Here is a 12,766-nt window from a genome sequence, read left to right on the forward strand (position 1 = left end):
TCAGGCGCGGGTGCGGAAGCGGTTCAGCAGCGCCGCCGCCGGGTGCGGACCCGCGTGCTCGGGGTGGCGCGGCAGCAGGTGCGGGAGCGAGCCGAACCAGGCCCGCGAGACGAGGTAACCGAAGGCCAGACAGAGCAGGCCGCCCACCGCGTCGAGCCAGAAGTGGTTGGCGGTGGCGACGATGACGACGAGCGTCACCGTCGGGTAGAGCAGGCCCAGGATGCGGGCCCAGGGGGCGGAGGCGACCGCGAAGATCGTCAGCCCGCACCAGAGCGACCACCCTATGTGCATGGAGGGCATGGCCGCGTACTGGTTCGACATGTGCTTGAGGTTGCCGGAGGCCATGGAGCCCCAGGTGTGGTGCACCAGCACGGTGTCGATGAAGTCCTGCCCGTTCATCAGCCGGGGCGGCGCGAGCGGGTAGAAGTAGTAGCCGACGAGGGCCACGCCCGTGGTGGCGAAGAGGACCAGGCGCGTGGCCGCGTAACGCCCGGGATGGAAACGGTAGATCCACACGAGCACGCCGATGGTCACGATGAAGTGGAGCGTGGCGTAGTAGTAGTTCATGCCCACGATCAGCCACGTCACCGAATCGACGGCGTGGTTGACGGACTTCTCCACGGCGATGCCGAGATCGTGCTCGACGCGCCAGATCCAGTCGGCGTTCGCGAGGGCGGCCGCCTTCTGCTCGGGCACGGCGTTGCGGATCAGCGAGTACGTCCAGTAGCTGACCGCGATGAGGAGGACCTCGAACCAGATCCGCGGCCGGCGCGGCGAACGCAACCTGGAGATCAGGGTGCGGTCGGACCCCGGTCGGGTCTCGCTCTCGGTCACGGTGGGTGACGAGACAGCCGTCCGGGTTTCCAGTGTCTTCACGCTCGCTTCACCCATGGGAAAAGAGTCTGCCAGATGCGTTCTCGCCCTCGATCATCCCTCGGGACGGTCTTGGGCGCAGCCTCTCCGTCCTAGGGACGACTCCGCCCCCGACCCTGCCCCGGGCCGGAGGCCGTGGAGCCGCGCACCACCAGCTCCGGCAGGAAGACGAATTCGCTGTGCGGGGCCGGCGTACCGCCGATCTCCTCCAGCAGCGTCCGGACCGCGGCCTGCCCCATGGCCTGCACGGGCTGCCGGATGGTGGTCAGCGGCGGATCGGTGAACGCTATGAGTGGGGAGTCGTCGAAGCCGACCACCGACACGTCCTGGGGGACGCGCAGCCCCTGCTGCCGGGCTGCCCGGATCGCGCCGAGCGCCATCATGTCGCTCGCGCACACCACGGCGGTGCAGCCGCGGGAGATCAGCGCGGAGGCGGCGGCCTGGCCGCCCTCCAGGGTGTAGAGGGAGTGCTGGATCAGCCCCTCGACCGCGGCCTCGTCGAGTCCGAGCCGCTCCTTCATCCCGAGCCGGAAGCCCTCGATCTTGCGGAGCACCGGCACGAACCGCTTCGGCCCGACCGCCAGCCCGATCCGGGTGTGGCCGAGCGCGGTGAGGTGGGTGACGGCGAGCTGCATCGCGGCGCGGTCGTCGGGGGAGACGAAGGGGGCCTGGACCTTGTCGGAGAAGCCGTTGATGAGGACGTACGGGACGCCCTGGCCCCGGAGTTGGTCGTAGCGGCCCATGTCGGCGGTGGTGTCGGCGTGCAGCCCGGAGACGAAGATGATCCCGGAGACGCCGCGGTCGACCAGCATCTCGGTCAGCTCGTCCTCGGTGGACCCGCCGGGCGTCTGCGTGGCCAGGACCGGGGTGTACCCCTGCCGGGTCAGGGCCTGGCCGATGACCTGGGCGAGCGCCGGGAAGATGGGGTTGTCCAGCTCGGGGGTTATCAGGCCGACGAGCCCCGCGCTGCGCTGGCGCAGCTTCACGGGACGCTCGTAGCCGAGCACGTCGAGCGCGGCCAGCACGGACTCACGGGTGCCTGCGGCCACACCGGGCTTGCCGTTGAGCACGCGGCTGACTGTGGCTTCGCTGACCCCCGCCTGGGCTGCGATGTCGGCTAGCCGTGCGGTCACGGGATTGGACTGTACCGGTCGGACGTTCACATTGCCCACCACGTGCACGAATCCGGGGGAAGCCGGACCGTGCGGCCGTCCGTCTCCACGGGGGCGCTGGAGAGTACGGGACGGCCGGGCGCGGGGAGTTCGACGGGGGTCGGGCGGGTGTTGAGGGTGCAGGCGAAGCCGGGGCGGGTGAAGAGGAGGACGTCTTCGGGCGCGGACTGCCAGGTCAGCGGGCCCGCCTCCGGCGCGCCCAGGCCCGGCATGGCGCGGCGCAGCTCCAGGGCGGCGCGGTACAGCTCCAGGGTGGAGTGCGGGTCGCCGGTCTGGGCGGCCACGCTGAGGTCGCCCCACCCGGCGGGCTGCGGCAGCCAGGTCCCGCCCGGCCCGAAGCCGTACGGCGGCTCCGCGCCGGCCCAGGGCAGCGGCACGCGGCAGCCGTCGCGCAGGCCGTCCTGGCCGGCCGTGCGGTGGAAGGCCGGATCCCGGCGGGCGTCGTCCGGGAGGTCCGTCACCTCCGGCAGGCCGAGTTCCTCGCCCTGGTAGACGTACGCCGATCCGGGCAGGGCCAGCATCAGCAGGGCGGCGGCCCGGGCGCGGTCCAGGCTGCCGTAGCGGGTGCGGTGGCGGACCACGTCGTGGTTGGACAGCACCCAGGTGGTCGGGGCGTCGACCGAGGCGGTGGCGGCCAGGGACTCGTCGATGACGGTGCGCATCGCGGCCGGGTCCCACGGGCAGTTCAGGAAGCGGAAGTTGAAGGCCTGGTGCAGTTCGTCGGGGCGGATGTACAGGGCTAGCCGCTCGGAGGTGGGGGCCCAGGCCTCGGCGACCCCGATGCGCTCGCCCGGGTAGGAGTCGAGGAGGCGGCGCCAGGAGCGGTGGATCTCGTGGACGCCTTCCTGGTCGAAGAAGGGGAGCGGCTCGGTGCCGATGAGGGTGGCCTGGGCGCCGTGGCCGATGTCGGGCAGGCCGGGGGCCTTGACCATGCCGTGGGCGACGTCGACGCGGAAGCCGTCGATGCCGAGGTCGAGCCAGAAGCGCAGGACGGAGTCGAACTCCTCGGAGACCTCGGGGTGCTCCCAGTTCAGGTCGGGCTGCTCGGGGGCGAAGAGGTGCAGGTACCAGTCGCCGTCGGGCAGCCGGGTCCAGGCGGGGCCGCCGAAGACGGACTCCCAGTCGTTGGGCGGGAGCTCTCCGGACGGTCCCCGGCCGGGGTGGAAGTGGTAGCGGGCGCGGGCGGCGGGGTCGCGCAGGGCCGCCCGGAACCAGGGGTGCTCGGCGGAGGTGTGGTTCGGTACGACGTCCACGATCACCCGCAGCCCGAGCGCGTGCGCGGCCGCGACGAGCGCGTCGGCGTCGGAGAGGTCCCCGAAGAGGGGGTCGACGGCCCGGTAGTCGGCGACGTCGTAGCCGCCGTCCGCCTGCGGGGAGACGTAGAAGGGGGTCAGCCACACCGCGTCGACCCCGAGGCGGGCCAGGTGCGGGAGGCGCTCGCGCACGCCGCGCAGGTCCCCGACGCCGTCCCCGTCGCTGTCCGCGAAGGATCGTACGTAGACCTGATAGATGACGGCATCGCGCCACCAGCCGCTCGCGGTCGCGTTGCCGGAAGTCGCGTTGCTGGAAGCGCTTGCAAGCCGGGACGCGATCAGCTCATGGGTCATATCGGGGTCAACGCGAGTACACGCCCCCTGGTTGCGGGCCCGGACGGTCGAAGGTGACTCGAACTAACAGCAAGCTGCGGCAACCGTACGGACACACGGATGTAACGATCAGCTCGTCTTGCAGAAAATTGCCGCAAGGTCTTTCGGTCGGCTTGCAGGCTTGTTACGTTCCCTGCAACTCGGGACCGCGAGGCGCGGCCGGGATCATCGAAGGAGTTCATATGCGGCGTGGCATAGCGGCCACCGCGCTGGTCGCGACCCTGGCGCTCGCGGCGACGGCTTGCGGCGGTGACACCAAGGGCGACGGTGGCGAGACCAAGTCCGGCGGCGAGCTTTCCGGCACGGTCACGTGGTGGGACACCTCGAACGACGCCGAGAAGGCCAGCTTCCAGAAGATCGCCGAGGCGTTCACCGCGAAGCACCCGAAGGTCACCGTCAAGTACGTGAACGTGCCGTACGGCGACGCGCAGAACAAGGTCAAGAACGCCTTCAGCAGCGGCTCCGACGCCCCCGACGTGATCCGCGCCGATGTCGGCTGGGTCGCCGACTTCGCCTCGCTCGGCTACCTCGACGAGGTGCCGGCCGAGACGGCGAAGAAGGTGGACGCGGAGTTCCTCAAGCAGGCCGCGGCCAGCGGCAAGTTCGAGGGCAAGACCTACGCCGTGCCGCAGGTCATCGACTCCCTCGGCCTCTTCTACAACAAGAAGATGCTCGCCGACGCCGGTGTCCAGCCCCCCACCACGCTGGAGGAGCTGAAGACCGCCGCCGCCGCCATCAAGAGCAAGACCGGCAAGGCCGGCCTCTACCTGCGCGGCGACGACTCCTACTGGTTCCTCCCGCTGATCTACGGCGAGGGCGGCGACCTGGTCGACGCCAAGAACAAGACCGTCACGGTCGACAACGCGGCGGGCGTCAAGGCCTTCAAGACCGCGCGCGACCTGGTCACCTCGGGGGCGGCGCTCACCAACGCCACCGACGGCTGGGTGAACATGCAGACCGCCTTCAAGACCGGGGAGGTGGCGATGATGATCAACGGTCCGTGGGCCGTCGCCGACACCTACGCGGGCGACCAGTTCAAGGACAAGGCCAACCTCGGCGTCGCCCCCGTCCCGGCCGGCTCGGTCAAGGCGGGCTCCCCGCAGGGCGGCCACGACCTGGCCGTCTTCGCCGGGTCCAAGAACCGCGACGCCGCGCACGCCTTCGTCGAGTACATGACCTCGCAGGAGGTGCAGGTGCAGTCTTCGAAGGAGCTGAGCCTGCTCCCCACCCGCACCGCCGCCTACGACCAGCCCGACGTCAAGGGCAACCAGATGGTGCAGTTCTTCAAGCCGGCCGTGGACAAGGCCGTCGAGCGCGCCTGGATCCCGGAGAACGGCTCCCTCTTCGAGCCGCTGAAGGTCGAATACACCAAGGCGATCACCGGGGCTTCGAGCCCGGAGGACGCGGCCAAGGCGGCCGGAGTCGAATTCCGCAAGATCCTCAAGGGTTGGAAGTAGTAGATACAGATGGCTGCTCACACCAGCCAGTCGGTGGCGAAGGCCGCGGGTGACGAAGTCGGGAACACCGACGTCGCCCGCGGCCGGAGCCGCAGGACTGACAGCAGGAAGCGCGGTGGGCTGGGGCGGGCCCTCGCCACCCACTGGTACGCCTGGGCCATGATCGCCCCGGTGGTGCTCGTCCTCGGCGTGATCATCGGCTGGCCGCTGGTCCGGGGCATCTACCTGTCGCTGACCGATGCCAACGAGCGCAACGTCTCCCGCACCATCGGCGTCCGCCACATCGAGGCCACGTACGAGTTCGTCGGACTCGACAACTACGCGGCCGTGCTCAGCGACCCGGTGTTCCTGCAGCGGCTGGTGTGGACGGTCCTGTGGACCGTCGGCTGCGTGTCGATCACCTTCACGCTCGGCCTGGTGCTGGCCAACATGCTCAACCGGGAGTTCCGCGGCCGCGCCGCCTACCGGATGGCGCTGATCCTGCCCTGGGCCGTGCCCGGCTTCGTCTCCGTCTTCGCCTGGCGGTTCCTCTTCAACCGCGACAACGGCATCCTCAACAAGATCCTCGACGGCGGCGGCATCGCCGCGATCCCGTGGCTCGACGACCCGACCTGGGCCAAGTTCTCGGTCATCGCCGTCAACGTCTGGCTCGGCGTCCCCTTCATGATGGTCGCCCTGCTCGGCGGACTGCAGTCCATCCCCGGCGAGCTCTACGAGGCCGCCGAAATGGACGGCGCCACCGCCTGGCAGCGGTTCCGGCACATCACCCTGCCCGGCCTGCGCTCGGTCAGCATGACGGTGATCCTGCTCTCCACCATCTGGACCTTCAACATGTTCCCGGTGATCTTCCTGCTCACCCGGGGCGGCCCGGGCGACTCCACCGAGATCCTCGTGACCCAGGCCTTCCGCGAGGCCTTCGTCACCAGCCCGCGCGACTTCGCCGTCTCCGCGACCTGGGGCGTGCTGATCCTCCTGCTGCTCATGATCTTCGCGCTGGTCTACCGGCGCTCGCTGCGCAAGCAGGGAGAGGTGTGGTGACCGTGACCACTGCCGTCAAGAACGACACCCGCCCGCGGGGGAGCCGATCCCCGCTCGCCTCCGTCGGCCTGCACGCCACCCTCGTCGTCGCGTCCGTCATCGCCGTCTTCCCGGTGCTGTGGATCCTGCTGACCTCGCTCAAGCCGGCCGAGCACGCGATCACCACGGACTTCGTCAAGGAACCCACCCTCTCCAACTACCAGTACCTGATGGAGTCGAGCCACTTCCTCAGCTGGTTCGCGAACTCCGTCCTGGTCGCCGGCGTCACCACCGTCCTCGGCGTGTTCATCGCCGCCACCACCGGATACGCGGTCAGCCGGTTCAAGTTCCCCGGCATGAAGCCCCTGATGTGGACCCTGCTCATCACGCAGATGTTCCCGATGGCCATCCTCATCGTCCCGCTCTACAACCTGATGGGCGACCTCGGGCTGCTCAACCAGCCCCTCGGCCTGATCATCACGTACCTCACGATCGCCGTGCCGTTCTGCGCCTGGATGATGAAGGGCTTCTTCGACACCATCCCGGTGGAGATCGACGAATCCGGCCGCGTCGACGGGCTCAACCCGTTCGGCACCTTCTGGCGGCTCATCCTGCCGCTCGCCAAGCCCGGCCTCGCCGTCACCGGCTTCTACGCCTTCATCACCGCATGGGGCGAAGTCGCGTACGCCTCCGCCTTCATGGTCGGCGAGGAGAACCTCACGCTGGCCGGCGGACTGCAGACCTTCGTCACGCAGTACACCTCCAACTGGGGTGCCATGAGCGCCGCTTCCGTGCTCATCGCCATCCCCGCAGCGATCTTCTTCGTCTTCGCCCAGCGTCACCTCGTCGCCGGGATGACGGCAGGCGCCACCAAGGGCTGACCACCCGCGCCAGCCCCCTCTCACCCCCGGCCCGATCTCTTCAAGGACGACATGACCCAGCACCTCGCCGACGCACTTCCCACCTCCACCGGCACCCAGCCCGGCTGGTGGAGAGAAGCGGTGATCTACCAGGTCTATCCGCGCAGCTTCGCCGACTCCAACGGGGACGGCATGGGGGACCTCGAAGGCATCCGCAGCCGACTGCCCTACCTCAAGGAACTGGGCGTCGACGCCGTCTGGCTCAGCCCCTTCTACGCCTCCCCGCAGGCCGACGCCGGCTACGACGTCGCCGACTACCGGGCCATCGACCCCATGTTCGGCACCCTGCACGACGCCGACGCCGTGATCCGCGAGGCCCACGAGCTCGGCTTGCGCATCATCGTCGACCTCGTCCCGAACCACTGCTCCGACCAGCACGAATGGTTCAAGCAGGCGCTGCGGGAAGGGCCGGGCACGCCGCTGCGCGAGCGTTTCCACTTCCGTCCGGGCCGGGGGGCGGACGGAAGTGAACCCCCGAACGACTGGGAGTCCATCTTCGGCGGCCCCGCCTGGACCCGGGTCGCCGACGGCGAGTGGTACCTGCACCTCTTCGCCCCCGAGCAGCCCGACTTCAACTGGGAACACCCCGCCGTCCAGGACGAGTTCCGCTCCATCCTGCGGTTCTGGCTCGACCTCGGCGCCGACGGCTTCCGCATCGACGTCGCCCACGGCCTGGTCAAGGCCCCCGGCCTGCCCGACCTCGGCCGCGGCGAACAGCTCAAGCTGCTCGGCAACCAGGTGCTGCCCTTCTTCGACCAGGACGGCGTCCACGAGATCTACCGCTCCTGGCGCCGCGTCCTCGACGAGTACGCGGGCGACCGCATCGGCGTCGCCGAGGCCTGGACCCCCAGCGCGGACCGCACCGCGATGTACCTGCGCCCCGACGAGCTGCACCAGGCCTTCAACTTCCACTACCTGAACACCGGTTGGGACGCCGAGGCGCTGCGCGCCACCATCGACGAGTCCCTCGACGCGATGCGTCCGGTCGGCGCCCCGACGACCTGGGTGCTGTCCAACCACGACGTGGTCCGCCACCGCACCCGCTACGGCAGCCTGGACCGCGCGCGGGCCGCCGCGCTGCTGATGCTGGCCCTGCCCGGATCGGCGTACGTCTACCAGGGCGAGGAACTCGGCCTGCCGGAGGTGACGGACCTCCCCGACGAGGTGCGCCAGGACCCCTCCTTCTTCAAGGCCAACGGCCAGGACGGCCTGCGCGACGGCTGCCGCGTACCGCTGCCGTGGTCCGGCGACCAGGCCCCGTACGGCTTCGGCACCGGCGGCAGCTGGCTGCCGCAGCCGGCCGAGTGGGCCGGGCTGAGCGTCGAGGCGCAGACCGGCGACCCGGCGTCCACGCTGGAGCTGTACCGCGCGGCCCTGCGACTGCGGCGCGAGCGGCCGGAGCTGGGCGCGGGCGAGGGCGTGGAGTGGCTGGAGGCCCCGGAAGGCGTGCTGGCCTTCCGCCGGGGCGACTTCGTGTGCACCGCCAACACCACGGCCGCGCCGGTACGGATGCCCGCGCCCGGCTCGCTCCTGCTGTCCAGCGGACCGTGCGAAGGAGACGTCCTTCCCTCCGACACCACGGCGTGGTGGCAGGGGTGACTTCCCCCCTCCGGCTGACGGACATCGCCGCGCAGGCCGAGGTCAGCGAGGCGACCGTCAGCCGGGTGCTCAACGGCAAGCCGGGCGTCGCGGCCGGCACCCGGCACAAGGTGCTGGCCGCGCTCGACCTGCTGGGCTACGAGCGCCCGGTGCGGCTCAAGCGCCGCAGCAACGGCCTGGTCGGACTGCTGATCCCGGAGCTGACGAACCCCATCTTCCCGGCCTTCGCGCAGGTCATCGAGCAGGCGCTGGCCGGGCACGGATACACGCCGGTGCTGTGCACGCAGACTCCGGGAGGGGCGACCGAGGACGAACTGGTGGAGCAGCTGGAGGAGCGCGGGGTCACGGGCATCGTGTTCCTGTCGGGCCTCCACGCGGACTCTTCGGCGGACCCCTCCCGCTACCAGCGGCTCGCGGCCCGCGGTGTCCCCTTCGTCCTCATCAACGGCTTCAACGAAGCCGTCAACGCCCCCTTCATCTCCCCGGACGACCGTGCGGCGGCCGAGATGGCGGTACGCCACCTGGAGGACCTGGGCCACCGCCGCATCGGCCTCGCGATAGGGCCCACGCGGTACGTGCCGTCGGCGCGGAAGGAACAGGGATTCGTCGCGGCCGTGCCGTCCGCTGGCGCCGAAGGCCTGATCCAACGCACCCTGTTCACGGTCGAAGGCGGCCACGCGGCGGGCATGGCCCTGCTGGAACGCGGCTGCACGGGCATCGTGTGCGGCAGCGACCCGATGGCGCTCGGCGTCATCCGCGCGGCCCGCGAGCGGGGGCTGCGCGTACCGGAGGACGTATCGGTGGTCGGCTTCGACGACTCCCCGCTCATCGCCTTCACGGACCCCCCGCTGACCACGGTCCGCCAGCCGGTCCGCGCCATGGCCACGGCGGCGGTCGGCGCCCTCCTGGAGGCGGTCTCGGGCACCCCGGTCCAGCGCACGGAGTACATCTTCCAGCCGGAACTGGTGGTGAGGGGCTCCACGGCACAGGCGCCGTAGGGGGAGGCGGGGCGGTACGGGTCCACGCGCGTGCGGGGGTGCGTGGGGGGCGGGCCACGCGATGTCCTCCGGCACGCCGAACCGACCCGCACGGCGCGTCGGCTGGTTACGCTGGCTGGGGCCGACGCCTGAGAGGACACCATGACCACACAGCCCGAACACGGCAGAGAGCTCATCCCACGCCCCGAGCGCACCCCCGATGCCCTGCGCATCGCCCTCGCACGCATCGCCCCCCACCGCCTCGACGAGATGGAGCGGCAGAAGAACGCCGCCTTCACTCTGGCCGCCGAGCACGACACTCTCGGACCCATTCACGGATGGCTCAAGACTTGGGCCCGCGAGGTCGAGATCGAGCGTCTCCCCGACCTTTTCGAGCGCCGACGCCGTGCCTTGGCCACCGTCCACGCCACCGGCAGCAACGCCGACCCCGCGTTCCGTCCTGCGATGGAAGACCTCCGCGCCGTCGAAGCCGAAGCCGAGGAGTCCGCCGGGCTGTGAGCTGGACATGGGAGTGCGACCCCAGCGAGGAGGAGGTCGTCGGCGGGGCGCCTCCGGCCTTCGTCGTCGAGGTCGAGAAGCGCGCTGGTGAGCTGGTACGCGCAGCTGAAGCCCTCTACCTCAACGGGACCACCTACCAGGAGATGAGCCCCGGAAGCTCAGACCAGTTCGTTCCAGGCGGCATGTTCCGCTACCTCGTGGTTCCCCGGCATGAACGCGTTTACATCGTCCAGACCACCCCCTGGTGATTTCCTACTCTGACGGCGGCGCCTTCCCACCCTCCCGCCCGGGATCGCAGATCAGCCCGCCGTGCGCACCCTGAGACGCCGGGGCGTGCCTCCCGTCACTGCCGGGTGAGGAGCCAACCGGTGCCGTTCGGGCCGGTGGTGCTCAGGACGGGCTTGGCCACGGTGCCGCCGGCGACGTGAAGCATGATGTTGTCGGCGCCGGGTATGCAGCGCGCGGTCCTTCCGTCCCGGAGCAGCCAGACCTGGACCGAGGTCGACGTCTGCGGGTGGTCGAGGGTCCAGTCGGCTTCCTCCGAACACGTTCCCGACCTCAGGGTGTAGCTTCCCCGCCCGGCAGGTGAGCCGCTCAGTGTGAGGGTGACGTCGTGCTCGCGATGACCGCCAGGAGGGCCGTCGCCGAAGTGGCCGCCCACCAGGCCGCCTCGGACTTCCGGCATACCAGCGCGATCACCCGCCAGGACACGTGCGAGAAACAATTCTGCAATTTCTTGCGCAAGGTATTGCAGGGCTGTTGGCGGGCCCATACGGTCGCCAGCAATCCCCACCTCTCCGCCAGGAGGCCCCACATGCCCCCCACCGCAAGAACCGCAAGGACCGCAAGAACCGGCAGAGCCCTGCTGGCTGCCGCCGCGCTCGCGGCCGGCACCCTCACCGCCGTCGTGCCGCAGGCGCAGGCCGTGCCCCCCGGCGACAAGGACGTCACCGCCGTTCTGTTCGAGTGGCGGTTCGACTCCGTCGCCAAGGCGTGCACCGATGACCTCGGGCCCGCCGGGTACGGGTACGTGCAGGTCTCGCCCCCTCAGGAGCACATCCAGGGCGGGCAGTGGTGGACCTCGTACCAGCCGGTCAGCTACAAGATCGCCGGGCGGCTCGGCGATCGGGCCGCTTTCAAGAGCATGGTCGATGCGTGTCATGCCTCCGGGGTGAAGGTCGTCGCGGACTCCGTCATCAACCACATGGCCGCCGGGGACGGGACCGGGACGGGTGGGAGTTCGTACACGAAGTACAACTACCCCGGCGTCTACTCCGGTTCCGACATGGACGACTGTCGGGCGACGATCTCCAACTACCAGGACAAGGCGAACGTCCAGAACTGCGAGCTCGTGCAGCTGGCGGACCTGGACACCGGTGAGGAGTACGTGCGGGGGCGGATCGCCGGGTACCTGAACGACCTGCTGTCCCTGGGGGTGGACGGGTTCCGGATCGACGCCACCAAGCACATGCCCGCCGCCGACCTCGCCAACATCAAGTCCCGGCTGACCAATCCGGGGGTCTACTGGAAGCAGGAGGCGATATTCGGGGCCGGGGAGGCCGTGTCGCCCGCCGAGTACCTCGGTAGTGGTGACGTGCAGGAGTTCCGGTACGCGCGGGACCTGAAGCGGGTCTTCCAGAACGAGAACCTCGCCTATCTGAAGAACTTCGGCGAGGCGTGGGGGTACATGGCGAGCGGGCAGTCCGCCGTGTTCGTCGACAACCACGACACCGAACGCGGTGGCGACACCCTCAACTACAAGAACGGGTCCGATTACACGCTGGCGAGTGTGTTCATGCTGGCCTGGCCCTACGGCTCCCCCGACGTGCACTCCGGCTACGAGTGGACCGACAAGGACGCCGGCCCGCCGAACGGCGGCGCGGTGAGCGCCTGTTACGCCGACGGATGGAAGTGCCAGCACGCCTGGCGGGAGATCGCCTCCATGGTCGGCTTCCGCAACGCCGCCCGCGGCCAGGCCGTCACCGGCTGGTGGGACAACGGCGGCGACCAGATCGCGTTCGGGCGGGGAACGAAGGCGTACGTCGCGATCAACCACGAGGGGACGGCCCTGACCCGGACCTTCCAGACCTCCCTCGCGGCCGGCGACTACTGCGACGTGCAGAGCGGGCGCGCGGTGACCGTGGATTCCGCCGGCCGGTTCACGGCCACCCTTGCCGCCGGGACCGCCGTCGCCTTGCACGTGAACGCCCGTACCTGCTCCGGCGGCACGACACCGCCGCCCGCGAGCACCTCCGGTGCCTCCTTCGCCGTCAACGCCACCACCGTCCTCGGGCAGAACATCCACGTCGTCGGTGACCGCGCCGAGCTCGGCGCCTGGAACACCAGCGGCGCGCTGAAGCTCGACCCGGCCGCCTACCCCGTCTGGAAGCTCGACGTCACGCTCCCGGCCGGCACGTCCTTCGCGTACAAGTACATCCGCAAGGACGCCTCCGGCAACGTCACCTGGGAGAGCGGCGCCAACCGCACGGCCACCGTCCCCGCGAGCGGCAAGGTCACGCTGGCAGACACCTGGCGCAGCTGACCCGCCCGCCCCACAGACCAGGGCCGCCCGGCACCACCAACCCC

Annotated in this window: 12 protein-coding genes; 8 read left to right on the forward strand and 4 right to left on the reverse strand. The window is 70.1% G+C overall.

Annotation, left to right across the window (positions count from 1 at the left end):
• The 3 genes from ACFV9H_RS05400 to ACFV9H_RS05410 all read right to left on the reverse strand — a co-directional run bounded on the left by ACFV9H_RS05400 (position 1) and on the right by ACFV9H_RS05410 (position 3,652).
• Positions 1-891: a phosphatase PAP2 family protein gene (locus ACFV9H_RS05400; protein WP_385393639.1), complete on the reverse strand. Its 891-nt coding sequence runs from the start codon at positions 889-891 to the stop codon at positions 1-3.
• 74 nt (positions 892-965) lie between these two features.
• The gene (locus tag ACFV9H_RS05405) at positions 966-2,006 is read right to left on the reverse strand and encodes a LacI family DNA-binding transcriptional regulator (protein WP_385393642.1); all 1,041 of its coding nucleotides are present in this window, start codon (positions 2,004-2,006) and stop codon (positions 966-968) included.
• Between the two features lie 26 nt (positions 2,007-2,032).
• On the reverse strand, positions 2,033-3,652 hold the full coding sequence (locus ACFV9H_RS05410) for a glycoside hydrolase family 13 protein (protein ID WP_385393644.1): 1,620 nt from the start codon (positions 3,650-3,652) through the stop codon (positions 2,033-2,035).
• Between the two features lie 221 nt (positions 3,653-3,873).
• Here ACFV9H_RS05410 and ACFV9H_RS05415 point away from each other — a divergent pair, with 221 nt between their 5' ends.
• From ACFV9H_RS05415 to ACFV9H_RS05445, 7 genes are all read left to right on the forward strand, one after another.
• Positions 3,874-5,148 carry an extracellular solute-binding protein gene (locus tag ACFV9H_RS05415; protein ID WP_385393646.1) on the forward strand — a complete coding sequence of 425 codons (1,275 nt, stop codon included), beginning with the start codon at positions 3,874-3,876 and terminating at the stop codon, positions 5,146-5,148.
• A 9-nt stretch (positions 5,149-5,157) separates the two neighbouring features.
• Complete coding sequence (locus tag ACFV9H_RS05420) at positions 5,158-6,186, forward strand: carbohydrate ABC transporter permease (RefSeq protein ID WP_385393649.1); 1,029 nt, start codon at positions 5,158-5,160, stop codon at positions 6,184-6,186.
• The gene (locus ACFV9H_RS05425) at positions 6,183-7,046 is read left to right on the forward strand and encodes a sugar ABC transporter permease (protein WP_385393652.1); all 864 of its coding nucleotides are present in this window, start codon (positions 6,183-6,185) and stop codon (positions 7,044-7,046) included. Before ACFV9H_RS05420 ends, ACFV9H_RS05425 begins: the two co-directional genes overlap by 4 nt.
• Positions 7,047-7,097: 51 nt before the next feature.
• Positions 7,098-8,684, forward strand: coding sequence for a glycoside hydrolase family 13 protein (locus tag ACFV9H_RS05430; protein WP_385393655.1), 1,587 nt, complete (start codon positions 7,098-7,100; stop codon positions 8,682-8,684).
• On the forward strand, positions 8,669-9,682 hold the full coding sequence (locus ACFV9H_RS05435; protein WP_385393658.1) for a LacI family DNA-binding transcriptional regulator: 1,014 nt from the start codon (positions 8,669-8,671) through the stop codon (positions 9,680-9,682). The genes ACFV9H_RS05430 and ACFV9H_RS05435 overlap by 16 nt, the downstream gene beginning before the upstream one ends.
• 141 nt (positions 9,683-9,823) lie before the next feature.
• Positions 9,824-10,180 (forward strand): hypothetical protein, encoded by a 357-nt coding sequence (locus ACFV9H_RS05440; RefSeq protein ID WP_385393660.1) that lies wholly within the window; start codon positions 9,824-9,826, stop codon positions 10,178-10,180.
• A complete protein-coding gene (locus ACFV9H_RS05445; protein WP_385393662.1) occupies positions 10,177-10,428 on the forward strand; it encodes a hypothetical protein in 252 nt (83 codons plus the stop codon). Before ACFV9H_RS05440 ends, ACFV9H_RS05445 begins: the two co-directional genes overlap by 4 nt.
• A 95-nt stretch (positions 10,429-10,523) precedes the next feature.
• On the opposite strand, the gene ACFV9H_RS05450 is transcribed toward ACFV9H_RS05445, so the two are convergent.
• A complete protein-coding gene (locus ACFV9H_RS05450; protein WP_385393665.1) occupies positions 10,524-10,865 on the reverse strand; it encodes a hypothetical protein in 342 nt (113 codons plus the stop codon).
• Positions 10,866-10,994: 129 nt separating this feature from the next.
• Between ACFV9H_RS05450 and ACFV9H_RS05455 the strand changes: the two genes are divergently transcribed.
• Complete coding sequence (locus ACFV9H_RS05455; RefSeq protein ID WP_385393667.1) at positions 10,995-12,722, forward strand: carbohydrate-binding module family 20 domain-containing protein; 1,728 nt, start codon at positions 10,995-10,997, stop codon at positions 12,720-12,722.
• Positions 12,723-12,766 lie beyond the last annotated feature (44 nt).

The organism is Streptomyces sp. NPDC059874, assembly GCF_042731135.1.
In the GTDB taxonomy this organism is placed as follows: domain Bacteria; phylum Actinomycetota; class Actinomycetes; order Streptomycetales; family Streptomycetaceae; genus Streptomyces.

Coding starts and splice junctions, on each gene's coding strand:
- ACFV9H_RS05420 (WP_385393649.1), top strand. CDS start 5,158: ATGGCTGCTCACACCAGCCAGTCGGTGGCGAAGGCCGCGGGTGACGAA.
- ACFV9H_RS05410 (WP_385393644.1), bottom strand. CDS start 3,652: ATGACCCATGAGCTGATCGCGTCCCGGCTTGCAAGCGCTTCCAGCAAC.
- ACFV9H_RS05440 (WP_385393660.1), top strand. CDS start 9,824: ATGACCACACAGCCCGAACACGGCAGAGAGCTCATCCCACGCCCCGAG.
- ACFV9H_RS05400 (WP_385393639.1), bottom strand. CDS start 891: ATGGGTGAAGCGAGCGTGAAGACACTGGAAACCCGGACGGCTGTCTCG.
- ACFV9H_RS05455 (WP_385393667.1), top strand. CDS start 10,995: ATGCCCCCCACCGCAAGAACCGCAAGGACCGCAAGAACCGGCAGAGCC.
- ACFV9H_RS05415 (WP_385393646.1), top strand. CDS start 3,874: ATGCGGCGTGGCATAGCGGCCACCGCGCTGGTCGCGACCCTGGCGCTC.
- ACFV9H_RS05450 (WP_385393665.1), bottom strand. CDS start 10,865: ATGCCGGAAGTCCGAGGCGGCCTGGTGGGCGGCCACTTCGGCGACGGC.
- ACFV9H_RS05430 (WP_385393655.1), top strand. CDS start 7,098: ATGACCCAGCACCTCGCCGACGCACTTCCCACCTCCACCGGCACCCAG.